The organism is Bordetella genomosp. 1, from assembly GCF_002261335.1.
Classification (GTDB): domain Bacteria; phylum Pseudomonadota; class Gammaproteobacteria; order Burkholderiales; family Burkholderiaceae_B; genus Bordetella.
In genome coordinates this window covers 589,425-613,406 of sequence record NZ_NEVL01000001.1, presented here as the reverse complement: position 1 = coordinate 613,406, position 23,982 = coordinate 589,425, and the positions used below count along the sequence as shown (strand labels likewise).

The 23,982-nt window shown below is 68.8% G+C and carries 22 protein-coding genes; 7 read left to right on the top strand and 15 right to left on the bottom strand.

The genetic code is table 11. From position 1 onward, the window contains the following. Window positions 1–138 precede the first annotated feature (138 nt). The 3 genes from zapD to CEG14_RS02805 form a co-directional block, all read right to left on the bottom strand. The gene (zapD, locus tag CEG14_RS02815; protein ID WP_094824824.1) at window positions 139–891 is read right to left on the bottom strand and encodes a cell division protein ZapD; all 753 of its coding nucleotides are present in this window, start codon (window positions 889–891) and stop codon (window positions 139–141) included. Between the two features lie 113 nt (window positions 892–1,004). Next, window positions 1,005–1,628: a dephospho-CoA kinase gene (gene coaE / locus CEG14_RS02810; RefSeq protein WP_094824823.1), complete on the bottom strand. Its 624-nt coding sequence runs from the start codon at window positions 1,626–1,628 to the stop codon at window positions 1,005–1,007. A 25-nt stretch (window positions 1,629–1,653) separates the two neighbouring features. Then, the gene (locus CEG14_RS02805; RefSeq protein ID WP_176461355.1) at window positions 1,654–2,472 is read right to left on the bottom strand and encodes a prepilin peptidase; all 819 of its coding nucleotides are present in this window, start codon (window positions 2,470–2,472) and stop codon (window positions 1,654–1,656) included. Window positions 2,473–2,690: 218 nt separating this feature from the next. On the opposite strand from CEG14_RS02805, the gene CEG14_RS02800 reads away from it, so the two are divergent. Continuing rightward, window positions 2,691–3,440 (top strand): copper resistance protein NlpE N-terminal domain-containing protein, encoded by a 750-nt coding sequence (locus CEG14_RS02800; RefSeq protein ID WP_094824822.1) that lies wholly within the window; start codon window positions 2,691–2,693, stop codon window positions 3,438–3,440. A gap of 38 nt (window positions 3,441–3,478) precedes the next feature. On the opposite strand, the gene CEG14_RS26740 is transcribed toward CEG14_RS02800, so the two are convergent. From CEG14_RS26740 to CEG14_RS02780, 4 genes are all read right to left on the bottom strand, one after another. Continuing rightward, window positions 3,479–4,018: a response regulator transcription factor gene (locus CEG14_RS26740; protein WP_094824821.1), complete on the bottom strand. Its 540-nt coding sequence runs from the start codon at window positions 4,016–4,018 to the stop codon at window positions 3,479–3,481. Window positions 4,019–4,172: 154 nt separating this feature from the next. Further along, a complete protein-coding gene (gene panC / locus CEG14_RS02790) occupies window positions 4,173–5,015 on the bottom strand; it encodes a pantoate--beta-alanine ligase (RefSeq protein WP_094824820.1) in 843 nt (280 codons plus the stop codon). Window positions 5,016–5,070: 55 nt separating this feature from the next. After that, window positions 5,071–5,961: a segregation and condensation protein A gene (locus CEG14_RS02785; protein WP_094824819.1), complete on the bottom strand. Its 891-nt coding sequence runs from the start codon at window positions 5,959–5,961 to the stop codon at window positions 5,071–5,073. Window positions 5,962–5,992: 31 nt separating this feature from the next. Next, the gene (locus CEG14_RS02780) at window positions 5,993–6,181 is read right to left on the bottom strand and encodes a DUF3460 family protein (protein WP_094824818.1); all 189 of its coding nucleotides are present in this window, start codon (window positions 6,179–6,181) and stop codon (window positions 5,993–5,995) included. 161 nt (window positions 6,182–6,342) lie between these two features. Here CEG14_RS02780 and CEG14_RS02775 point away from each other — a divergent pair, with 161 nt between their 5' ends. Next, window positions 6,343–7,800: a DHA2 family efflux MFS transporter permease subunit gene (locus tag CEG14_RS02775; RefSeq protein ID WP_094824817.1), complete on the top strand. Its 1,458-nt coding sequence runs from the start codon at window positions 6,343–6,345 to the stop codon at window positions 7,798–7,800. Continuing rightward, window positions 7,790–9,310: a glycerol kinase GlpK gene (gene glpK, locus CEG14_RS02770; RefSeq protein WP_094824816.1), complete on the top strand. Its 1,521-nt coding sequence runs from the start codon at window positions 7,790–7,792 to the stop codon at window positions 9,308–9,310. The genes CEG14_RS02775 and glpK overlap by 11 nt, the downstream gene beginning before the upstream one ends. Before the next feature lie 7 nt (window positions 9,311–9,317). Here the strand turns inward: glpK and CEG14_RS02765 are convergent, their stop codons facing one another. From CEG14_RS02765 to CEG14_RS02740, 6 genes are all read right to left on the bottom strand, one after another. Beyond that, a complete protein-coding gene (locus CEG14_RS02765) occupies window positions 9,318–9,758 on the bottom strand; it encodes a CopD family protein (RefSeq protein ID WP_094824815.1) in 441 nt (146 codons plus the stop codon). A 64-nt stretch (window positions 9,759–9,822) separates the two neighbouring features. Beyond that, window positions 9,823–10,839, bottom strand: a complete 1,017-nt coding sequence (locus tag CEG14_RS02760; protein ID WP_094824814.1) for a Bug family tripartite tricarboxylate transporter substrate binding protein — start codon at window positions 10,837–10,839, stop codon at window positions 9,823–9,825. A gap of 258 nt (window positions 10,840–11,097) precedes the next feature. Beyond that, entirely contained in the window at window positions 11,098–11,838 is a 741-nt protein-coding gene (locus CEG14_RS02755; protein ID WP_094824813.1) for an amino acid ABC transporter ATP-binding protein, read from the bottom strand. A gap of 59 nt (window positions 11,839–11,897) precedes the next feature. Continuing rightward, window positions 11,898–13,001, bottom strand: a complete 1,104-nt coding sequence (locus CEG14_RS02750; RefSeq protein ID WP_094824812.1) for an amino acid ABC transporter permease — start codon at window positions 12,999–13,001, stop codon at window positions 11,898–11,900. Window position 13,002: 1 nt separating this feature from the next. Beyond that, window positions 13,003–14,193: an amino acid ABC transporter permease gene (locus CEG14_RS02745; RefSeq protein ID WP_094824811.1), complete on the bottom strand. Its 1,191-nt coding sequence runs from the start codon at window positions 14,191–14,193 to the stop codon at window positions 13,003–13,005. Between the two features lie 124 nt (window positions 14,194–14,317). Beyond that, complete coding sequence (locus tag CEG14_RS02740; RefSeq protein ID WP_094824810.1) at window positions 14,318–15,334, bottom strand: amino acid ABC transporter substrate-binding protein; 1,017 nt, start codon at window positions 15,332–15,334, stop codon at window positions 14,318–14,320. 283 nt (window positions 15,335–15,617) lie between these two features. Between CEG14_RS02740 and CEG14_RS02735 the strand changes: the two genes are divergently transcribed. From CEG14_RS02735 to cheD, 3 genes are all read left to right on the top strand, one after another. After that, a complete protein-coding gene (locus CEG14_RS02735; RefSeq protein ID WP_094824809.1) occupies window positions 15,618–16,298 on the top strand; it encodes a cell division ATP-binding protein FtsE in 681 nt (226 codons plus the stop codon). Continuing rightward, a complete protein-coding gene (locus CEG14_RS02730; RefSeq protein WP_094824808.1) occupies window positions 16,295–17,203 on the top strand; it encodes a cell division protein FtsX in 909 nt (302 codons plus the stop codon). The genes CEG14_RS02735 and CEG14_RS02730 overlap by 4 nt, the downstream gene beginning before the upstream one ends. A 298-nt stretch (window positions 17,204–17,501) precedes the next feature. Continuing rightward, on the top strand, window positions 17,502–18,185 hold the full coding sequence (gene cheD, locus CEG14_RS02725) for a chemoreceptor glutamine deamidase CheD (protein ID WP_094824807.1): 684 nt from the start codon (window positions 17,502–17,504) through the stop codon (window positions 18,183–18,185). 65 nt (window positions 18,186–18,250) lie between these two features. On the opposite strand, the gene CEG14_RS02720 is transcribed toward cheD, so the two are convergent. Then, window positions 18,251–21,862: an indolepyruvate ferredoxin oxidoreductase family protein gene (locus CEG14_RS02720; RefSeq protein ID WP_094824806.1), complete on the bottom strand. Its 3,612-nt coding sequence runs from the start codon at window positions 21,860–21,862 to the stop codon at window positions 18,251–18,253. Between the two features lie 159 nt (window positions 21,863–22,021). On the opposite strand from CEG14_RS02720, the gene mutY reads away from it, so the two are divergent. Continuing rightward, window positions 22,022–23,101, top strand: a complete 1,080-nt coding sequence (gene mutY / locus CEG14_RS02715; protein WP_373454165.1) for an A/G-specific adenine glycosylase — start codon at window positions 22,022–22,024, stop codon at window positions 23,099–23,101. 22 nt (window positions 23,102–23,123) lie between these two features. Here the strand turns inward: mutY and CEG14_RS02710 are convergent, their stop codons facing one another. Beyond that, a complete protein-coding gene (locus tag CEG14_RS02710; protein ID WP_094824804.1) occupies window positions 23,124–23,951 on the bottom strand; it encodes a helix-turn-helix transcriptional regulator in 828 nt (275 codons plus the stop codon). Between the last annotated feature and the right edge of the window lie 31 nt (window positions 23,952–23,982).

Sequence of the window (23,982 nt, the reverse complement as noted above, 5' to 3'; positions counted from 1 at the left end):
GAAATCGTCCGCAACAGGTTGTCCGGCGGCCGGCCGCGGCAGGCGCCAGAAAATCGGGGACGGGGCTAGGAAATCAGCGGCCGTCCGAGCGCCTACAGGGCGGGCGGAGGGGCAGCGTCACGGGACGGGTGCACCGGCTCAGGCGGCGCACAGAGACATCTGGAATGGCACGGCCCGGCCCACCTGCTGGGGCTTGACCCCGCCGTCCTGGATGGAGAAGCGGATCCAGACCATGTATTTGTTGGCGCTGATCTCGGGGAACACGCCGTGTTCGGGATCGACCCAAACGCGCAGCAGCTGGAAGGTCTTGCCGGCCAGCATCTGCTGGTAGGCGCCCTCTTCGGCGACGATGTCGCCGCGCCGGCCCGATTCGCGCAGCAGCCGCAGCGCCATGGCCAGGCCTTCGGCCAGCGGCATCAGCGGCGCGATCCAGGCCTGCAGATCGGCGCAGCGCACCGACTCGGGCTTGTGCTGCCAGGCATGGTAGGAAGGCATGTCGACCTGGGTGGCGCCGCCGGGCACGGCCAGGCGGCCGCGCAGGCTCACCAGCCATTCGTTTTCGCGCAGCGATTGGCCGGTCTTGCCCTGCGATTGCAGGGCAACCACCACGCGCTCCATGTCCTTGAGCATGATTTCGAGCGCATCCTGGGCCACGCCGGGATGGTCGCGCAGTGCGATGAGGGTGGCGCGCTGGCGTTCGAGGTCCTGCAGCACCGCGCTTTTCATGTCGGTGCGCTCGCCGGCCTCGAGGATGTCGAACAGGGTGGCGACGGCGATCTGATGCTGGCGCGCATCCCCTTCCCGAGCGAAGAAATTCAGTCTGTCGAACAGATATTCCAGCCGCAGATAAGCGCGCACGCGCTCGTTGAAGGGGTATTCAAAAAGAATCACGCTGATCTGGGCCTGTTGACGCTAACGATGAGTCCTTGCGGATGACCCGGAAGGGCCAGGTTGCTCAGGGGTCGCGGCGCCGCGCCGAGGATGCAAGCCTCGACTCACATGCCTCACGCGGTCCGGTCCTTTGCGGCTGCCAGCTCGAGCCAGCGGTCGTGCAGCGCTCGTGCGCGCGTCATGAGTTGGTACGGGGTGGTGGCGCCATCGTTGACGATCACGTCGTCGGCGGCCTCCAGGCGTTGCTCGCGCGTCACTTGCACCGCCATGATACGACGGATGGCCTCCGGCGTCAGCCCGCTGCGCCGCTGCACGCGATCGACCTGCGTGGCGGGATCGCAATCGACCACGCAGATGCGATCGACGCGCTCGCGCCAGCGGCCCGACTCGATCAGCAGCGGCACCACGAACACCTGATACGGCGCCCCCGCGGCGGCCTCGGCGGCCGCGTTGGTGGCGGCCGTGATGCGCGGATGCAGGATGGCTTCGAGGCGCGTGCGCGCCTGCGGGTCGCGGAACACCAGCTCGCGCATCCAGGCGCGGTCGAGCGCGCCGGCCGGATCGGCCGCCTGCGGCCCGAACTCGGCGAGGATGGCCGCCATGGCGCCGCCGCCGGCGGCGGTCAGGGCGTGCGAGATCGCGTCGGTATCGATGACGGCGGCGCCCCATTCCGCGAGCAGGTCGGCCACGCGCGTCTTGCCGGAGCCGATGCCCCCCGTCAAACCGATTCTGAACATAAGGTCATTCCAGGAAAGTCGAAGATCAGTGAAGCAGGCCGGGCGCGGCCGCGCCGTGCTCCTGCAGGAACAGCGCCGCCAGCCCCGCGCTCGCCAGGAAGGGCGCGAAGGGCAGCGGCTCGCCGCGGCCGACGCGGCCCGCCAGGCGCAGCCCCCAGCCGGCCAGCACGCCGCCGAGCGAGGCCAGCAGCAGAATGGTCGGCAGGTCGGCCAGCCCCAGCCAGGCGCCCAGCGCGGCGCTCAGCTTGAAGTCGCCGTAGCCCATGCCATCGCGGCCGGTGCACAGGCGGAACAGATGAAAGACCAGCCACAGGAACAGATAGCCCGCCACCGCGCCCAGCACCGCCTGCGGCAGGGTGGCAAAGCCGGTGCCCAGATTGACCAGCAGCCCCGCCCAGGCCAGCGGCAGGGTCAGCACGTCGGGCAGCAGGCCCAGGCGCAGATCGATCCAGGCCAGCGTGAGCAGGGCGGCGCACAACACCATGGCCGCGAGCGCGGCCAGCGTGACGCCGAAGCGCCACACGCACAGCGCGAACAACACGGCGCAGGCCAGCTCGGCCAGCGGCAGTGCCCAGCCCGGTCCGAAGCCCTGGCGCCGCGCGCGGGCGCGCAGCCCGATGCGTCCGCCGCGTGCGAGCCACCAGCCGGCCAGCGGCACCGCGCGCACGCGCTCGCCGCGCAGCGGCCGCGGCGGCGTCATCGGCGGCCCGCCGCGCCAGCCGCGCCGCAACGCCACCGGCAGGCGGTACACCACCCAGGTGAGGCAACCGCCCACGGCCAGGCCGGCCAGCGCGGCCAGCGCCAGCGCCCAGGCCGGACTCCAGTGCCACTCATGCCATATCATCGATCGATCCCGTCAGGCGTCCGCGCCGCAACCGGCCAGCGGACGGGGGCATTATTCCGTTACGCGCAAAAATCATCAAACGCGGCCCAGTGTTGCGCGCAACCCGCAGACCCGCGGCGTGCGGCGCACCGGGCGCCCCGCGCCCTCTGTGCAGCGTATCGGATATGCGCATAAATGCGTAGAATTAGCGACAGACCAAGAACCATCCGGACCCGTCCATGCCCGCCCAGCCCACTCCCGTACGCTCCCTCGGCCGCCCCCTGGCCCTGACCGCCGCCGTGGCTGCCGTCGCCGTGCTGGCCGGGTGCGCCCAACAGCGCACCGAGGGCTACTACAACCCGCCGGCGGAAAGCACCATCACCGACGCCCAGTCGCAGGCGCAGGCCGCGGGCTATCGCAGCGTGGTCCATGCCCCGTCGCAGGTGCAGATCGAGCTCAAGCCGCGCCAGCCCAACGCCCAGCAAAAACAGCAGGCCCAGGCCGGCGGCCCGACCGCCGAAGACGGCCAGCCGGCGCCGGCCAACGAGCCCAGCAACGCCGACGCAGGCGTGCCGGTCGGCACGCCGCGCACCGCCGCCGCCGAGCTGATCCCGCAGGCCCAGACCTTCCAGGGCACGCTGCCCTGCTTCGCCACCGCGCTCAACTGCGAGGCCCAGCGCGTGACGCTCACGCTGGCGCCCAACGGCCGCTGGCGCGCCCGCCTGGCCTACCTCGACGCGAAGTCGGCCAACACGCCGCCCACGCTCGAGCAGGGCTGCTGGGACGCCACCCAGGAACGCCCGCCGCGCGTGCTGCTGCTCGACGGCGCCGGCAACCTGCGCGCCGACCTGAGCATGCCGCTCTACAACACGCTGCGCGTGCGTTCGGTCAACGGCCACACGCCCAACCTGAACTACACCCTCACCCGCCAGCCCGATCTCGACCCGATCGCCGAGCTCAAGCAGCCCGAGCCGCGCTGCGGCCAGTAAGCCCCCCATCCGCACTCCCGCCGGCCCGCCTGGGCCGGTCAGCGACGGGCCCCCGCTGCGGGGCCCGCTGCTTTTGCGCCGCCGTCACCCGCCGTGGGCGCCGGCAAGTGCGCCTGCAAGGGCGCCGGCATGGGCGCCGGCACGGGCGGCTGCATGGACGCCGGCCCGGGCTCGGCCACGCCGCTCAGGCCGCCGAGGGCGCACAGCCGGTACGGGCAGGTGAGACACACCAGCTGCTGCACATTGCGCACGCCGAGCTTGCGGAAGATGCGCGCCCGGTGCGCCTCGGCCGTGCGCATCGAGATGCCGAGGTCGATGGCGATCACCTTGTTGGGCTGGCCGGCGCACAGGTAGGCCATCACCTCGCGCTCGCGCGGCGTGAGCCGGGCCAGCGCCCCGCCGCCCGGCGCAGCGCCGCCCGAATATCCGCCGGGCAAGCCCCCGCCCGACGGTTCGCCACCCCACGGGCTGCCGCCGGACGGCGCGCCAGGCGCCGTGGCGTGCAGGCGGGGCGAGAGCGACACATGGACGATGGTGCTGTCCGCGCCTGCGGGCACGGGATTCGGCAAGTGCCACATGGCCACGCTCCGTAATGGACGATTGCGGAGAGTGTGCGCAAGGTTTCGCCGCCGGATAACTGAGATTACTGACAGGTGTGCGCGCGTTGCCCGGGGCCGCGCGGACGCAAAAAAACCCGGCGCGAGGGCCGGGTTTCGGGCGCGGACGGGGCGCTCAGAGTTCGAGGTTGTCGATCAGGCGCGTGGCGCCGAGCTTGGCCGCGGCCAGCACGACCAGCGGTTCGCCGGCGTCGATCTCGGCCACCTCGGGCGCCTTCAGGTCGCGCTGGCGGCGCAGCGCCACGTAGTCGACCTGCCAGCCGCGGGCGGCCAGGCGCTCGCGCGCCGCCGACTCGAGCGCGGCCACGTCGCGCGCACCCGCCTTGACCTGCTGGCTCACGTGCGACAGCGTGGCGTAGAGCTCGGGCGCCTCGCTGCGCTCCTGCGCCGTGAGGTAGCGATTGCGCGACGACAGCGCCAGCCCGTCGGGCGCGCGCACCGTCTCGTGGGCGATGATTTCCATCGGCAGCTGGAACTGGCGCACCATGCTGCGCACGATCATCAGCTGCTGGTAATCCTTCTTGCCGAACACGGCCACGCGCGGCTGCACGCAGGAAAACAGCTTCAGCACCACGGTGCAGACGCCGGCGAAGAAGCCGGGGCGGAACTCGCCCTCGAGGATGTCGCCGAGGTCATCGGGCGGCTGCACGCGGTAGCTCTGCGGCTCGGGGTACATCTCGCGCTCGTCGGGCGCGAACACCATGTAGACGTCGCGCTCGCGGTCCATCTTCTCGACGTCGGCCTGGAGCGTGCGCGGGTAGCGGTCGAAATCCTCGTTGGGGCCGAACTGCAGGCGATTGACGAAGATGCTGGTGACCACGGGATCGCCGTGCTGGCGCGCCAGCTTCATGAGCGCCAGATGGCCTTCGTGCAGGTTGCCCATGGTGGGCACGAAGGCAACGCGGTTCTGTCCGCGCAGGTGATCGCGCAGGTCCTGGATGGTGTGTACGACTTTCAAGAAAAACTCCCCGGTTGCTGGGCGTCTGGAGGCACGACGGCCGGCGCGGGCCGCCTCAGGCGGCGGCCGCCACGCTGGTGTAGGCCAGGCGCACGTAGATCGGCGCGTACGGTTCGGCCTGCGTGATTTCCAGCAGGGATTCACGGGCCAGTTCGAGCATGGCGATGAAATGGACCACGACCACGGCGGCCGGCGCGCCCTCCCGGATGCGTTCCAGGAAGAGCTCGCCGAACTCCATGAAGCGCACGTCGTTGAGGCGGCGCAGGATGTGGGTCATGTGGTCACGCACCGACAGCTGCTCGCGCGTGATGTGATGGTGTTGGTTGAGCTTGGCGCGCTTCATGATGTCGGCCCACGCGGCGCGCAGGTCGTCGACATTCACTTCCGGCATCGCGCGCTCGACCGAGATCTCGGCCACGGCCTGGGTGCCGTGGAAGTCGCGGCCGATCTGCGGCAGGGCATCGAGGCGCTGCGCGGCCAGCTTCATCTGCTCGTACTCGAGCAGGCGGCGCACCAGCTCGGCGCGCGGATCCTCGGCCTCTTCGCCGGTATCCGACTTGCGCACCGGCAGCAGCATGCGCGACTTGATCTCGATCAGCATGGCCGCCATGAGCAGGTACTCGGCGGCGAGCTCCAGGTTGTGCACCCGGATCTGGTCCACGTACGACAGATACTGACGCGTGACGTCCGCCATCGGGATGTCGAGCACGTTGAAGTTCTGTTTGCGGATCAGGTAGAGCAGCAGGTCCAGCGGCCCCTCGAAGGCCTCGAGGAACACCTCGAGCGCATCCGGCGGGATGTACAGGTCATTGGGCAGCTGGAACAACGGCTCGCCGTAGAGGCGCGCGAACGCGACACTGTCGATGGTGTCGGGGGTCGTGTCGACTTGCGGTTGCACCAAAGCTGCCAGATCGTCGCCGGATAGGGAGCCGTTGCGGTTGGACATGGAGCCGAGCTCTCGTTACCGGCGCCGCGGCTCAGTCGGCCTGGTAGACGTAAGGCTTCTGCGGCACGCGGCCGGCACGGAAGCCTTCGAGCAGTTCGGAGTCTTGCGATTTGTCCCAGAGCAGGCCACGGCCTTCGCGCTGACGCTTTTCGGTGTCAGGGTGAGCGGTCTTGTAGCTCTTCAGGAACTGGGTGATTTCGGATTCGTAGTTCTTCGCCATGATGCAGCAGCACTGAGCAAGAAAGGGGTGAGGGAATGCATCATAGTTTACTGTAGGTGGCAGGGCCAGCCAGACGCCTTCCCGTCAGGCACCCGGCGTTACAATCTTCAGGCTAGTCCTACAGGCGGCCGCGCCCGCCCTCTCCTGCCGCGCCCCCGCCCATGCCCCCAGACTCCGCCTCAGCCGCCGCCTCCCCCCGCCTCCGTGATCCGGACGCCGTCCGGGCGGCGCGGATGATCCCGTTCATCGTCGGCTGTGCGCTCTTCATGCAGATGCTGGACTCCACCGTGGTGGCGACCGCCCTGCCCGCGATGGCGGCCGCGCTCGGCTCCACGCCGGTGCGGCTCAACGTGGCCATCACGTCCTATCTGCTCGCGGTCGCCGTGTTCGTGCCGATCAGCGGCTGGGCCGCCGACCGCTTCGGCGCACGCCGCGTCTTCATCGCGGCGATCGCGCTGTTCACCCTGAGCTCGATCGCCTGCGCGCTCTCGCGCGACCTGTCGCAACTGGTGGTGGCGCGCATCGTGCAGGGCATGGCCGGCGCGATGATGGTGCCGGTCGGGCGGGTGATCCTGCTGCGCACCGTGCCCAAGGAAGACCTGCTGCGCGCGATGTCGTTCCTGTCGATCCCGGCCCTGCTCGGCCCGGTCATCGGGCCGCCGCTGGGCGGCTTCATGGTCACCTATATGTCGTGGCACTGGATCTTCCTCATCAACATCCCGATCGGCGTCCTGGGCATCGCGCTGGTGCTGCGCTATGTGCAGGAGTTGCGCGAGGCCGATGCGCCGCGCCTGGACCTGGTCGGGTTCCTGTTGAGCGGCGTGGCGCTGGCCACGCTGGTGAGCGGCTTCGAGGCGCTCGGGCACGGCCTGGTCTCGCCGCTCACGGTCGCGGCGCTGCTGGGCGGCGGCCTGGTCTGCGGCCTGCTGTATGTCTGGCACGCGCGCCGCGCGCCGCATCCCATCATCGACCTGGCGCTGCTGCGCGTCCCCACCTTCGCGATCTCGACGATGGGCGGCAATCTGTGCCGCTTCGCCGTGGGCGCGGTGCCGTTCCTGCTGGCCATGCTGCTGCAGGTGGGCTTCGGGCTGTCGCCGTTCTCGGCCGGCATGATCACCTTCGCCAGCGCGGCCGGCGCGCTGCTGATGAAGTTCGTGGCCGCCCGCATCGTGACGCGCTTCGGCTTTCGCCGGGTGCTCACGATCAACGCCGTGCTGACCGGCCTGTTCATCATGTTCAACGGGGCCTTCACGCCCACCACGCCGGTGTGGCTGATGATCGCCGTGCTGCTGGTCGGGGGCTTCTTCCGCTCGCTCCAGTTCACCGCGGTAAATGCGCTAACCTATGCCGACATCCCGCCCGAGAAGATGAGCCGTGCGAGCAGCTTCGCCGCCATGGCCCAGCAGCTGGGCATCAGCCTGGGCGTGGGCGTGGCCGCCGTCACGCTGAACCTCAGCATGTCGGTGCGCGGCGCCAGCACGCTGGCGATCGGCGACGTGGTCGTGTCCTTCATCGTGATCGGCATCCTGTGCATGGCCTCGACGCTGTCGTTCCGCCGCCTGGCGCCCGGCGCAGGGGCCCAACTCAACTCCCCCAAGGCTCAACGAGATGACGACTGAATTCGTGCTGGCCCTCGACCAGGGCACCACCAGCTCCCGCGCCATCGTGTTCGACCGCGCCGGCGCCGTGCGCGGCGTCGGGCAACGCGAGTTCCGCCAACACTATCCGCGTCCGGGCTGGGTCGAACACGACGCGATGGAGATCTGGCACAGCCAGCTCGAGGTGGCCCGCGAGGCCCTGCGCAACGCCGGCGCCACGGCCGCCGACATCGCCGCCATCGGCATCACCAACCAGCGCGAGACCACGCTGATCTGGGAGCGCGCCACCGGCCGGCCGCTGGCGCGCGCCATCGTCTGGCAGGACCGCCGCACCGCCCCCTTGTGCGAGCAGCTGCTGGCCGACGGCCACGGCGACTTCCTGCAGCAACGCACCGGCCTGGTGGTCGACGCCTACTTCTCCGGCACCAAGCTCGCCTGGCTGCTCGACCACGTGCCGGGCGCGCGCCAGCAGGCCGAGCGCGGCGAGCTGGTGTTCGGCACCATCGACACCTGGCTGATCTGGCAGCTCACCGGCGGCGCGGTGCACAGCACCGACCCGAGCAATGCCTCGCGCACGATGCTCTACGACATCCACCGCCAGGACTGGAGCGACGAGATCCTGGCGCTGCTGAACATCCCGCGCGGCATCCTGCCGGCGATCGCGCCGAGCAGCGCCGAGGTCGGGCGCGCCCTGCCCGAGCTGCTGGGCGGCGCAATCCCGATCGCGGGCGTGGCGGGCGACCAGCAGGCCGCCACCTTCGGCCAGGCCTGCTTCCAGCCCGGCATGGCCAAGAACACCTACGGCACCGGCTGCTTCATGCTGATGAACGTGGGCGACGCGCCGGTGCAGTCCGACAACAAGCTGCTCTCGACGGTGGGCTGGGGCCTGCCGGCGCAGGACGGCTGGCGTTCCACCTACATGCTCGAAGGCGGCGTGTTCATGGCCGGCGCGGCGGTGCAGTGGCTGCGCGACGGGCTGGGCATCATCCAGCATTCCGAAGACGTGGAGCCGCTGGCGGCCAGCGTGGCGGACACCGACGATGTGTTCATGGTGCCCGCCTTCGCCGGCCTCGGCGCGCCGCACTGGGATCCCTATGCGCGCGGCACGCTGATCGGCGTCACGCGCGGCACCACGCGCGCCCACATCGCGCGCGCCACGCTCGAATCGATCGCGTTGCAGAGCGCCGAGCTGCTGACCTGCATGAACGCCGACAGCGGCATCCCGCTGTCGGAGCTGCGGGTCGACGGCGGCGCCTCGCGCAACGACCTGCTGATGCAGATGCAGGCCGACCTGCTCGGCGTGCCGGTGGTGCGGCCGCGCGTGGCCGAGTCGACCGCGCGCGGCGCGGCGGGCCTGGCGGGCCTGGCCGTGGGTTTCTGGCGTTCGATGGACGAATTCGCCGGCCAGTGGGAGGCCGAACGCACGTTCGAGCCGCGCTGGCCCGCCGAGCTGCGCGAGGCGCGCATGCGGCGCTGGCGCCAGGCGGTGGCGCTGTCCAAGGGCTGGGCCGCCGACGCGCCCAAGCCCTGAACGGGGCTCAGTAGAAGGGCTTGGCCAGCGCCAGCATGATGGCGGCGGCCGCGCCCACAAACACCGTCACCGCGCCCAACGCCGCCCAGCCGGGCGGCGCCACCGGCGGCTGGCGCAGCAGGCGCAGCACCCAGCGGGTCTCGCACAGCTGCAACAGCGTCAGCAACGCCACGATCACCAGCTTCACGTCGAGCCAGCGATGGCCGAACCAGCCCACCCTCAGCGCGAGCGTGACGCCGAGCGCCCACGTCAGCACCATGGCGGGCAGGGTCACGCGCTGGTTCCAGCGTGCCAGCCCGCGCAGGAACGGGCTCGGCGCGGCGGGCGCGGTGTCCGCGTCATCGCGGGCCGGCGGAAACGACAGCACGGCGGCCAGCACCAGCAGCCCGCCCAGCCACACGGCCAGCGCGGCGCCGTGGGCCATCTTGATCAGAAGATAGTCATCCATGATGTGAAAAAGGGCGCCGCGCCAGGCCGCGCGGCCCGCCGTGGCGCCCCTTCCGCGAGCGGGATCAGTTCAGGCTGGCGCCGGAAATCTTCACGATCTCCTGGTACTTGTCCTTCTCCGCCTTGACGAAGGCGGCGAACTCGGCCGAGGTCATCGGCTCGGCCTCCGAACCCATGGTCAGCAGGCGCTGGCGCACGTCGGGCTGGCGCAGCGCGTCGGCATAGGCCTTGTTCAGCTTCTCGACCACCGGTGCGGGCGTGCCGCCGGTGGTGAACACGCCGAACCAGGTGCCCAGGTCGAAGCCCTTGACGCCGGCCTCATCGAGGGTCGGCACGTCGGCCAGCAGCGACGAGCGCTTGGCGGTGGTCACGGCCAGGGCCTTCACCTTGCCGTCCTTGATGAGCGGCGCGGAGGCGGCCAGATTGTCGAACATGAAGTCCGACTGGCCCGACAGCAGGGCCAGCTGGGCCGGTGCCGCGCCCTGGTACGGAATGTGTTCGACGGCGATGCCGGCGCGGGCCTTGAGCAGCTCGCCCGCCAGGTGGCCGGCGCTGCCGTTGCCGCCCGAGCCGTAGTTGAGCTTGCCCGGGTTGGCCTTGGCGTACTGGATCAGGTCGGCGACCGAACCGATCTTGTTCTTGGTGGCGAAGTCGTTGTTCATCACCAGCACGTTCGGCACCGAGGCCACGATGGTGACCGGCGCGAAGTCCTTGATCGGATCGTACGGCAGGTTGGCGAACAGGAACGGGTTGATGGCATGGGTCGCGACCGCGCCCATCACCAGCGTGTAGCCGTCCGGCTGGGCCTTGGCGGCCAGGTCGGCGCCGATATTGCCGCCGGCGCCGCCGCGGTTTTCCACGATCACGGGCTGGCCCAGCGAAGCGCGCACCTTCTCGGCCAGCAGACGGGCCATGGTGTCGAGCGGACCGCCGGGGGGATACGGCACGACGAAGCGCAGCGGCTTGTTCGGATAGTCGTCGGCGGCATGGGCCGGGGCGGACACGGACACGAGCGCGGCCAGGGCCAGCGCGCCGCCGACGAGCGCGCGGCGCGTGGCGGAAACGGCGGTAAAGGGCTTCATTTTATGGAGTCTCCGGGGGGTCTGATGCTTCTGTGCGGGTCGTAGCATACTCCACGCCCCCCGCCGCCAACCGGCAAAAACCCGCTTCCCAGGGCCGCTCATCGCCGGTTTGGCCGCCGCCGCGTGGCAGGCGCGCCACATCCGCGCGCGCCGCGCCGCCGGATGCCGGGCAAAGAAAAAGGCGGCGTGGCGGCCGGCTCGCGCCGGCCCCCACGCCGCCTTCGCCCCGATCAGGCCGGGGCGCGGATCCTGCGCCGATCAGTGCAGGATCTGGCTCAGGAACAGCTTGGTGCGCTCGTTCTGCGGATTGTCGAAGAACGCATCGGGCGTGTTCTGTTCGATGATCTCGCCGCGGTCCATGAAGATCACGCGGTTGGCCACCTTGCGCGCGAAGCCCATTTCGTGGGTCACGCACAGCATGGTCATGCCGCTTTCCTGGGCCAGCGTCACCATCACGTCCAGCACTTCCTTGACCATTTCCGGGTCGAGCGCCGAGGTCGGCTCATCGAACAGCATGATCTTGGGGTGCATGCACAGCGAGCGGGCGATCGCCACGCGCTGCTGCTGGCCGCCCGACAGCTGGCCGGGGTACTTGTTGGCCTGGTCGGGAATGCGCACGCGCTCCAGGTACTTCATGGCCGTGGCCTCGGCTTCGGCCTTGGGCTTTTTCAGCACCCAGGTCGGGCCCAGCGTCAGGTTTTCCAGCACGGTCAGGTGCGGGAACAGATTGAAGTGCTGGAACACCATGCCCACGTCCTTGCGGATCGTCTCGATCTGCTTGAGGTCGTTGGTGAGCTCGGTGCCGTCGACGATGATCTGACCTTGCTGATGTTCTTCGAGCCGGTTGATGCAGCGGATCATGGTGGACTTGCCCGAGCCCGAAGGCCCGCAAACCACGATACGTTCACCCGGCGCCACGTCCAGATTGATGTTGCGCAGCACGTGGAACTGGCCGTACCACTTGTTCACGCCCTGCAAGCGAATAATGGCATCCGTCACGCCTTTACTCCCGAAAAATGCCCGCGAGCCCGATGCAAAGGGGGGCCGCGGACTGGGTTCTATCGTTTATGACCTGTGGCCAGCCGCTTTTCGAGCCGCTGGCTGTATTTCGACATCGAGTAGCAGAACACGAAGTAGATGAGCGCGATGAAGATGTACGCCTCTACCCCGAAGCCCCGCCATGCGGCGTCGGACAACGCGGCCTTGGCCGCGAGCGTCAGGTCGAAGATGCCAATGATGACCACCAGCGAGGTGTCCTTGAACAGGGCGATGAAGATGCTCACCAGCGGCGGGATCACGATCTTCAGCGCCTGCGGCAGGATCACCTTGCGCATCTGCTGCCAGTAGGAGAGGCCGAGCGAATCGGCGCCTTCGTACTGGCCCTTGGGGATGGCCTGCAGCCCGCCACGCACCGTCTCGGCGATATAGGCCGCCGCGAACAGGATGATGGCGATCTGCGCCCGCAGGAGCTTGTCGATCGAGAAGCCCTCGGGCAGGAACAGCGGCAGCATCACCGACGACATGAACAGCAGGCTGATGAGCGGCACGCCGCGGATCAGCTCGATGTAGACGACGCACAGCGCCTTGATCGCCGGCATGCGCGAGCGCCGGCCCAGGGCCAGCAGCACACCGAACGGGAAGGCGAAGGCGATGCCGAAGGTGGCCAGGATCAGCGTGAGCGGCAGGCCGCCCCAGCGGGCGTTCTCGACGTAGGTCAGGCCGAGGACGCCGCCCCACATCAGGACCGCCACGAGCGTCAGGCCCACCACCCAGATCACGGCCAGGGACAGGTTCCAGAAGCGGCGCATGCCGCTCATGATGATCACGGCGATGAGGATGAAGGTCGCGATCAGCGGCCGCCATTGCTCGTCGTAGGGATAGGTGCCGAACAGGATCAGCCGGTGCTTTTCGCGGATGAACGCCCAGCAGGCGCCCCCGGAGGCACGGCATTCCTGCGCCGAGGTGGCGGTGAAGTTGGCCTTGATGAAGGCCCACTCCACGATCGCCGGCACGGCCATGAGCACCAGCCAGGCGAGCAGCACCGTGGCCAGGATCGACATGGGCGAGGAGAACAGGCGGGTCTTGACCCAGGCCCACGCGCCGACCTGGTTGGACGGCGGCGGCAGGCCGGCGCTGGGCGTGGTTTGCGTAGTGCTGCTCATATCAACGCTCCACCAGCGCGATGCGCTTGTTGTACCAGTTCATGAAGATCGAGATCGACAGGCTCACCGTGAGGTAGGCCGCCATGATGATCAGGATCCCTTCGATGGCCTGGCCGGTCTGGTTCAGCGTGGTGTTGACCACCGACACGATGTCCGGATAGCCGATGGCCACGGCCAGTGAACTGTTCTTCGTGAGGTTCAGGTACTGGCTGGTCATCGGGGGGATGATGACGCGCAGCGCCTGCGGCAGCACCACGAGGCGCAGCATGAGCCCGCGGCGCAGGCCGAGCGACTCGGCCGCTTCCCATTGGCCCTGGTTGACCGCCTGGATGCCCGAGCGCACCACTTCGGCGACGAACGCCGAGGTGTAGATCACCAGGCCCGCCAGCAACGCGGCGAATTCCGGCGACAGCGTGAGACCGCCCTGGAAGTTGAAGCCCTTGAGCTCGGGCATGTCGAGCGTGAGCGAGGCGCCGCTCACCAGCCAGCCCACGATCGGCAGGCCGATGAACAGACCCAGCGCGGCGCGGCCGAGCGGGAACATGCGGCCGGTGCGCTCCTGGTTCTTGCGGGCCCAGTGGGCCAGCACGATCAGCGCCACGAAGGCCAGCGCGAGGCCGCCCAGCATCCAGTCGAGCGAATTGCCTTCCAGGCCGGGCACTTTCAGGCCGCGATTGGAGATGAACACGCCGGGCAACGGATTGTGCGCCTGGCGCGGGCCGGGCATGTTTTCCGTGATCAGGGCGTACCAGAAGAACAGCTGCAGCAGCAGCGGCACGTTGCGCATGACTTCGACGTACATCGAGGTCAGGCGCGCGACCAGCCAATTCTTCGAGAGGCGGCCGATGCCGATGAGGGTGCCGAGGATCGTGGCGAGCACGATGCCGATCACCGCCACGCGCAGCGTGTTGAGCAGGCCCACCCAGATGGCGCGGCCATAAGTATCGGAGGGGGAATAGGCGACGGCGGTTTCGCCGATCGCAAAGCCGGCCTCGCGGTCCAGGAACCCGAACCCGGTGGCGATATTGCGCACCGCCAGGTTGTGCAGGGTGTTCGATACCAGGAACCACGCGACCCAGGCCACGGCCAGCAGGGCGACGACCTGATAGACCACGGCGCGCACGCCGGGATCATTCCAGGATAGACGACGTCGCGGTGCCTGCAGCGGGGCGTTTTTCTGTTGTGTCGTCATGAATGAATCTACCGATGTCAGACTACAAACGGCGGGCAAGCCCGCCGCCACTGCTTCCCGCGCCCCCGGCCTGACAGGGCCGGGGCGGGGCCGGCGCCTCGCGGCGCCAGCTCAAGAAGCCGACTCAGCGCACCGGCCAACCGTACTGGATGCCGCCTTGCTTGTAGGAGGCGTTCAGACCACGCTCCAGCTTCATCGGGCCGCCCTTGCCGAGCGTGCGTTCGAAGCTTTCGCCGTAGTTACCGATCTGCTTGATGATGTTGTAGGCCCACTTGTCGTCCACGCCCAGGTTCTTGCCCATGCCCGGGGTCACGCCCAGGATGCGCTGGATGTTGGGGTTGGAGCTCTTGGTCATCTCGTCGACGTTCTTCGAGGTGATGCCGTATTCCTCGGCTTCCAGCATGGCGTTCAGGCTCCAGCGCACGACGTTGAACCATTGTTCATCGCCCTGGCGGACCATCGGGCCCAGCGGTTCCTTGGAGAAGTCTTCCGGCAGGATCACGTACTTGTCGGGATTCTCGAGCGTCGTGCGCACCGATGCCAGTTGCGACTTGTCGGTCGTGAAGGCATCACAGCGGCCGGCCGAGAAGGCACGGACGATTTCGTCGAACTTGTCGATCACGACCGGCTTGAAGTCGATCTTGTTGGCACGGAACCAGTCGGCCAGGTTGAGCTCGGTGGTGGTGCCGGGCTGCACGCAGATCGTGGCGCCGCCGAGTTCCTTGGCGCTCTTCACGCCGAGATCCTTGGAGACCATCACGCCCTGGCTGTCGTAGTAGTTCACGCCGGCGCCGATCAGGCCCAGGGTCGTGTCGCGGGTCAGGGTGACCGTGGTGTTGCGCGTCAGCACGTCGACTTCGCCCGATTGCAGCGCGGTGAAGCGTTGCTGGGTGTTCAGCGGGGTGACCTTGATCTTCTTGGCATCGCCGAACATGGTCGCGGCGATGGCGCGGCACATTTCAACGTCGATACCCTGCCATTCGCCTTTGCTGTCGGCGATCGAGAAACCGGCGATACCGGTCGAGACGCCGCACTGGACGAAGCCCTTTTTCTTGACGTTGTCGAAGGTGGCACCGGCATGTGCCGCCGTCGACGCGGCGAACAATGCGGCACCGACGGCCGCGAGCTTCAGAACTTTCATTGTTGATCTCCTGTTTAGGACCACAAGGACGCGCAACCTAGGTATGGATGACGTGCTTGGGCGCATCGTAGCGACTCGTGAAATTAGGGGACATTGGGGCTATCCCTTCCCACGTCTTTCCCGAATATAGGGACGAATTGTCTCGATCACTCGTCAACGCGCCCCGATCATTCGGCAATTGCCGCAAACTCGCGTTTGCCTACCACGAACAGGTCCGAAACATGATGCAGTGCGGAAAAGCAACGGCGGGCGTTACTATTGCAGCTTCAACTCCCACGTCGCCATGATTGAATTCCAGCACGTTTTCAAATCCTACGGACGCGGCCGCAACATCCTGGCCGACATCAACTTCCAGGTGCAGCCCGGCGAATTCATTTTCGTCTCCGGCCCTTCCGGCGCGGGCAAGTCCACGCTGCTCAAGCTGATCGGCGGCCTCGAGGCGCCCTCGCGCGGGTCGATCCAGGTGCACGGGCAGCGGCTCGACCGCCTGCCGGCGCGGGCGCGGCCCTATCTGCGCCGCGCGGTGGGCGTGATCCTCCAGGACACCCACCTGCTCTACGACCGCAGCGCGCTCTCGAACGTGATGCTGCCGCTCGCGGTGCTGGGGCAGGCGCCCGACGCCGCGGCCGCGCGCGCCCGGGCCGCGCTCGACAAGGTCGGGCTGGCAGGCAAGGAAGACCTGAATCCCATCGAACTGTCGGGCGGCGAGCAGCAGCGCCTGGCGATCGCGCGCGCCATCGTGAACCGGCCCGCCATCCTGATCGCCGACGAGCCCACCGCCAATCTCGACGACGACAACGCCCAGCGCATCATGAACGTGTTCCGCGACTTCAACCGCGTCGGCGTCACCACGCTGATCGCCTCGCACGACCAGCAGCTCATGTCGCGCTATGCCAATCGCATGCTGCGCATCGATCACGGCAAGTTCACCGACTCGCACCATCCCACGGGAGCGGCCGAATGAAGTCCTGGCTGCGTCAGCATCGCTACGCTCTCTCGATCACGCTGCGCCGTCTCGGCAAGCAGCCCTTCTCGACCCTGGCCAACGTGCTGGTGATGGCGCTTGCGCTGGCGCTGCCGCTGCTGGGCAGCGCCATCCTCGTGTCGGTGCAGCCGGTGGCGCGCCAGATCTCGGTCACGCCCGAACTCACGATCTACCTGCAGCAGGGCGCCCCGGCCGGCACGGCCGACACGCTGGCGGGCCGCGTCAAGGCCGAGTTCGGCAACGACGTGGGCGCCGTGCGGGTGGTGCCGCGCGACCAGGCGCTGGCCAACCTGCGCCAGAACCCCGCCTGGGAACAGGCGCTGGCCGTGCTGCCCAACAATCCGCTGCCGGACGCCGTGGTCGTGACGCTGGCGCCGGGCGAGGACCTCGCCGCGCGCGCCGACCGGCTCGCCTCGCAATGGCGCAAGTGGGAGGCGGTCGACCAGGTCCAGCTCGACAGCGCCTGGGTGCAGCGCCTGGAAGCCATCCTGCGCTTCGCGCGCATCGGCCTGGGCTTCCTGGCCGTTTGCGTGGCGGTGGTGGTGCTGGCCACGGTGTTCAACACGGTGCGCATGCAGGCCCTGACCCAGCGCGAGGAAATCGCGGTGGCGCGGCTGGTGGGCGCCACCGAATCGTTCGTGCGCCGGCCCTTCCTCTACCAGGGCGCGCTCACCGGCGCCCTGTCGGCGCTGGTCGCCGTGGGTGCGGCGGCCGCGGCGCTGGTGCCGCTGAACCACGCGGTGCTCGGCCTGGCGGCCAGCTACGGCGCCGAGTTTGCGCTGCACCTGCCGGGCGTGCCCGTGCTGGTCGTCGCGATCCTGTGCGCCGGCGTGCTGGGCGCCCTGTCGGCGCGCTGGTCGGTGACCCGCAGCACCCGCTTCTAGCGCCCGCCGCCCGGCCCTCATTGCCGGGCAGTACGCACCTTTCGGTGCGTTAATCGACCGAACGGTCTGCGCACGCCCCGGGTAATGTTGTCGACAAGGCACAATACCGGGGCGTAGCTGTATCTGGGGACTCGCGAGAAAAACGGGTTTCCCGGCCTGCGTTAGCGTGGACGGGTGACAACAGCGCAAGATTCACTTGTATTACCGAATTTTGCGATGAATAATCACAAATTGAAATCTTTTAAGAAATTTAGAAGACTTGCTTCGCCATCCCCGTGGCGAACGAGCTCAGGAACGTATGCCTTCGCGAACCGACGCGCGTGCCACGCGCCACTATTTCGATAGTGCGTTCAATTGTCCGGCAGTGAAAGTGCTGCCGAACGAGTATTACGTCACGTCCGGCGAAGACATCATGATCTCGACGGTGTTGGGATCCTGTGTGGCCGCCTGCGTGCGCGACCCGGTCAACGGCATCGGCGGGATGAATCACTTCATGCTGCCCGAGGGCGACGCGGCGTCTCCCGCCTCCGCCACGATGCGCTACGGCGCCTTCGCCATGGAAGTGTTGATCAACGAATTGCTCAAGGCCGGCGCCTCGCGCGAGCGGCTCGAGGCCAAGGTGTTCGGCGGCGGCGCGGTGTTGAGCGCGATGCAGCAGATGAACATCGGCGAGCGCAACGGCCAGTTCGTGCTGAGCTACCTCAAGACGGAAGGCATCCCGGTGCGCGCGCAGGACCTCGGCGACATCCATGCCCGCCGCATCCATTATTTCCCCCGCGACGGGCGCGTGATGGTGCGCAAGATGGCGCCGCACCACGCCAAGGCGGAAGAGGTCATCGCCCGGCGCGAACAGCAGGCCGCGCAGCAGATCCAGGCCGAAAGCCGCTCGGCGCCGCGCGTCGAGCGCTTCGAACGGCCCAAGATGAAGGTCGAAATGTTCGACCGGCCCGCACGCCGGCCGCGTTCCACCGAAAGCGCCTGAGTCCGTGCGCCCGACACAAGAAAATGGCCACCCGCAGGGGTGGCCATTTTCTTTGCACGACGGCGTCAGGCCGCGCGGGCGCCGCCGATGCCCACCACCGATGCGCTGAATTCGCGCATCAGGGCCTCGCGCTTGACCGCGGCGCGCGCCATGGCGGCCTCCTTGATGTGGCCGTAACCGCGGATCTCCTCGGGCAGGCTGGCCAGCGCGACCGCCTGCTCGAGATTGCCGCGATTGAGCTTGCTCAGGATGGCGCCGAGGTGGTCGCGATACTCGGCGATCAGGGCGCGTTCGGCGCGGCGCTCGGCGGTGTAGCCGAACACGTCGAACGGCGTGCCGCGCAAGCCGCGCAGCCGCGCCAGGATGCCGAATACCTTGAGCATGCCAGGCCCGTAGGCGCGCTTCTTCAGGTGGCCCTCGGCGTCGCGCTTGGCGGTGAGCGGCGGCGCCAGATGGAACTTGAGCTTCCAGTCGCCTTCGAACTGCGCGGCCACGCGCTTGAGGAACTCGCCGTCGGTGTACAGCCGGGCGACCTCGTACTCGTCTTTGTAGGCCATCAGCTTGAAGTAATAGCGCGCCACGGCCTCGGCCAGCCGGGTGGTGCCGGTGGCGTTGTGCTCGGCCGTGCGCACCCGCTCGACGAGCTCGGTGTACTGCCGCGCGTAGGCGTCGTTCTGGTAGGCGGCCAGGAAATCGCGGCGCGTGGCGACGAGCTGGTCGAGCTCGGTGGCCGGCCGCTTGAAGTCCACCACGGCCGGGCGCTCGCCACGCCGGACCTCGGTGATCTGCGGCTCGAGCGCGGCTGGCTTGGCGGCCAGGCCCAGCAGCGCCTGCACGCCGGCCAGGTCCTGCGCGGCGCGGCGGCCCCAGGCAAAGGCGGCGAGGTTGTTCGGCACCTGCTGGCCATTGAGCTCGATCGCGCGCAGCAGCGCGGCCTCGCCCAGCGGCAGCCAGCCCTTCTGGTAGGCATAGCCCATCATCAGCGGATTGGCGTAGATCGCATCGCCCAGCAGCCCCACGGCCAGCGCGGCCGCGTCGAGCGTGGCCACGTTGCCCTCGCCGCAGGCCTGCACCAGGTCGCGCTTCAGGTCGGAGCCGGGCAGGCTCCAGTCGGGGTTGTGCACGAAGGCGGCGGTGGGCGCGACGTCGCTGTTGAGCAGCATGTGGGTGCGGCCGGCGCGCATGCGCGCCACGGCGTCGGCGCTGGTGCCCACCACCAGGTCGCCCGCCAGCACGAGATCGGCTTCGCCCATCGCCACGCGGGTGTTGAGCAGCTCGCCCGGCGTGGGCGCGAGCACCACGTGCGAATACACGGCGCCGCCCTTCTGCGCCAGGCCGGCCATGTCGAGCACGGAGGCGCCCTTGCCTTCGAGGTGGGCGGCCATGCCGAGCAGCTGGCCGATGGTCACCACGCCGGTCCCGCCCACGCCGGCGATGAACACGCCGTAGTGGCCCGCGATCGGCTTGGCCTGCGGCTCGGGCAGGCCCGCCGCGATGTCGGTTTGCTGTTCGAGCGCGCGCGGCTTGCGCAGCTTGCCGCCCTCGACGGTGACGAAGCTCGGGCAGAAGCCCTTGAGGCAGGAGAAATCCTTGTTGCAGCTCGATTGGTTGATGGTGCGCTTGCGGCCGAACTCGGTTTCGAGCGGCTCCACCGACAGGCAATGCGACTTCTCCGAGCAATCGCCACAGCCTTCGCAGACGCGCTCGTTGATCACGACGCGGCGCGCAGGATCGGGATAGGCGTTGCGCTTGCGGCGGCGCCGCTTTTCGGTGGCGCAGGTCTGGTCGTAGATCAGCACGGACACGCCCTGGTAGGCGCGCAGCTCGCGCATCACCTCGTCGAGCTCGTCGCGGTGCTTGACCGGCACGCCCGGCGCCAGGCCCTGCACGCGCTCGTATTTCTCGGGCTCGTCGGTGACGATGACGATCTTGTCGATGCCCTCGGAGGCCACCTGCTGCGTGATCATGGGCACGCTGATGGGCCCGTCGACGGGCTGCCCGCCGGTCATGGCGACGGCGTCGTTGAACAGGATCTTGTAGGTGATCGGCGCCTTGGCCGCGACCGCCGCGCGGATCGCGAGCAGCCCCGAGTGGTAGTAGGTGCCGTCGCCCAGATTGGCGAACACGTGCTTCTCTTCGGTGAACGGCGCCTGGCCGATCCAGGGCACGCCCTCGCCGCCCATCTGGGTGAAGACCTGGGTGTTGCGGCCCATCCAGGTGACCATGTAATGGCAGCCGATGCCGGCCATGCCGCGCGAGCCCTCGGGCAGGCGCGTGGAGGTGTTGTGCGGACAGCCCGAACAGAACCAGGGCTTGCGATCGACCACCACGCGCGGCTTGGCCAGCGCGCGCTCGCGCGCCTCCAGAAAGGCCAGGCGCGCCTCGATGCCGGCGCGCACGTCGGCCGGCAGCTCGAAACGCAGCAGCCGCGCGCCCACGGCCTTGGCCACCATGGCGGGGGAGAATTCGTAATGCGCCGGCAGCAGCCAGTTGCCCTGCGGCACCGACCACTCGCCGCCGTCCTTGTCGTCGAACTTGCCGACCACGCGCGGAATCTTCTTGCCCGAGCCGATCCAGCTGAACAGCTCTTCCTTGAGCTGGTATTCCAGCACCTGGCGCTTTTCTTCCACCACCAGGATCTCGTCGAGCCCTTCGGCGAAACGGGTCGTGCCGGTGGCCTCGAGCGGCCACACCATGCCGACCTTGAACAGGCGCAGGCCGATCTGCTGGCACACGGACTCGGTCAGGCCGAGGTCGAGCAGGGCCTGGCGCGTGTCGAGATAGGCCTTGCCGGAGGTCATGATGCCGAAGCGCGCGCGCTCGTTGGGCACCTGCCAGAGCTCGCGGTTCAGGCCGTTGGCGCGCGCATAGGCGAGCGCGGCGTAGAGTTTGTAGTCGAGCAGCCGCGCCTCCTGGGCCAGCGGCGTGTCGGGCAGCCGGATGTTCAGGCCGTCGGGCGGCAGCTGGAAGTCTTCGGGCAGCAGGATCTGCACGCGGTCGGCGTCGACCTCGACCGAGGCCGAGACCTCGACGATGTCGGTGATGGTCTTCAGGCCCACCCACACGCCGGCGTAGCGGCTCATGGCCCAGCCGTGCATGCCGTAGTCGAGCACCTCCTGCACGCTCGACGGGAACAGCACCGGGATCATGCAGGCCTTGAGGATGTGGTCGCTCTGGTGCGGCAGCGTGGACGACTTGGCGGGATGGTCGTCGCCGGCCACCACCAGCACGCCGCCATGGCGCGAGGTGCCCGCGGCATTGGCATGCTTGAAGACGTCGCCGCAGCGGTCCACGCCGGGGCCCTTGCCATACCACATGCCGAACACGCCGTCGTACTTCGCGCCCGGGAACAGGTTGACCTGCTGCGAGCCCCACACCGCGGTGGCGGCGAGGTCTTCGTTGATGCCGGGCTGGAACTCGACGTGGTGCTGCTTGAGGTACTTCGCAGCCTTCCACATGTTCTGGTCGACCCCGCCCAGCGGCGAGCCGCGATAGCCCGAGATGAAGCCGGCGGTGTTGAGGCCGGCACGCGCGTCGCGCACGCGTTGCATCATGGGCAGCCTGACGAGGGCGTGGATGCCGCTCATCCAGGCCAGGCCGGATTCGAGGGTGAATTTGTCGTCCAGGTGGACGGATTCAAGCGCCGCGCGCTGCGCGGGCGTCATAGGGGCATTCATTGTCTACTCCGTTGTAAGAGACTATCCAGCCCAGACGTCGCGGAGTCGCCCTTTTGGGGCGCCGGCGCCGGGGTCAGACCTACACCGCCTTGTTGTTATGCCTCCTGTTTTACCTGTCACACTCCGTCCCCGCAATAGGGCAATGCGATAATCCGGGGCATGCAATTCGCCCTACGCATCACCACCTGGCAGGCCGCCCATGGCCGCCACGCCCTGCCGTGGCAGAACACGCGCGCCCCCTATCGCATCTGGCTCTCGGAAATCATGCTGCAGCAGACGCAGGTGGCGACCGTGATCCCGTACTACGAGCGTTTCCTCGCGCGTTTCCCGACGGTGCAGGCCCTGGCCGCCGCGACCCAGGAAGAGGTGATGCCGTACTGGGCCGGGCTGGGCTACTACGCCCGCGCCCGCAACCTGCACCGTTGCGCGCAGGAGATCGTGGCGCAGTGGCAAGGGGCGTTCCCGCCCGATGCCGAACACATCGCCACCCTGCCCGGCATCGGGCCCTCCACCGCGGCGGCGATCGCGGCCTTCGCCTACGGCGAGCGCTCCCCCATCATGGACGGCAACGTGAAGCGGGTGTTCGCACGCCACTTCGGCGTCGAGGGCGATCCGACCCGGCGCGAGGTCGAGCAGCGGCTGTGGGCGCTCGCGCATGCCCAGGTCGAGGCGGTGCCCGCGCTGGACATGCAGGCCTACACACAGGGATTGATGGACCTGGGCGCCACGCTGTGCACGCGCGGCAAGCCCGATTGCGGACGCTGTCCGGTGGCCGAGACCTGTACGGCGCGTGCCGAAGGCAGGCAGCAGGAGCTGCCCACGCCGAAGGCGCGCAAGACCGTGCCCGAGCGCACTACCGCCATGCTGGTGCTGCTGCACGAGGGCCGGGTGCTGCTCACGCAACGCCCCCAGAGCGGGATCTGGGGCGGCCTCTGGACCTTGCCGGAATGCGACGCCGACAGCGACCCGCGCGCCGCCGTGGCGGCGCTGGGCCTGCGCGCCACCTCGCAGGTCGAACTGGCCGCGTTCTCGCACACCTTCACGCACTTCCGGCTGCACGTGCGGCCATGGCTGATCGAGGTCGAGGCCGGGACGCTGCAGGAGGCCGCGCAGCCGCAGGCCTGGGTGGACAGCGCCGGCCTGGCGGCCCAGGCCCTGCCCGCGCCGGTGCGCAAGCTGCTCGACGGCCTGGTGGCCGCGGGCCTGACCGAGCCGCAGGCCGAGTTCGCGCTGAAATAGGCGCGCCGCGGCCGGGCGCGGTTCAGGCCGGCCCGGCCGGCGCCTCGTCGAGCAGCATCACCAGCTTGAGCTCGGGATGCGTGGCGAGGCGGAAGGTGATCTGCTGGAACGGCAGGCGGCCGCGCCGCGGATGGTCGAATTCGCGCAGGCCGCCCTCGCGCTCGACCACGGCATGGCGCGTCCACCAATGATGGAACACCGGGCTCACGCGGTTGAGCTCATCGAGCAGCGCCAGCACGTCGGGCTCGTCCAGATGGGCCCCGGCATCGGCGCGGAACTCCGCCACCACGCGCCGCGCGCGCTGCTCCCAGTCCACCACCAGCGAGCGCGCCTGCGGATCGAGGAAGATGTAGCGCAGCAGATTGGGCGCGCCATCGCGGCGCGGCCAGTGATCGAACAATTCGGAGAGCGCCTCGTTGCACGCCAGCACGTTCCAGGCGCGGTCCAGCACGTAGGCCGGCGCCTCGATCACGTCGACGCAGGGCTGCAGCGGCAGGCCCGCCGGCCCGCCCGAGGCATCGCGCGGATGCTGCGGGTCCACCGACTCGGCCAGCTCGAACAGGTAGGCGCGCTCGGCGCGGCCCAGCTGCAGCACGGTGGCGATGCGCGCCCACACCGCGGGCGAGACCGAGACCTCGCGCCCCTGTTCGATCCAGGTGTACCAGGTGACGCTGATGCCCGAGAGCTGCGCCACCTCTTCGCGGCGCAGACCGGGCGTGCGGCGGCGCGCGCCGGCGGGCAGGCCGGCCATCTGCGGCGTGATGCGGGAGCGCGCGCTGCGCACGAATTCGCCGAGGTTCTGGCGGCGCAGCGTGGAGCCTTCGGAGGCGGGATGGGTGGCACTCTTCATACCAGGATGGGCAATGGTCTTGTACGGGTAC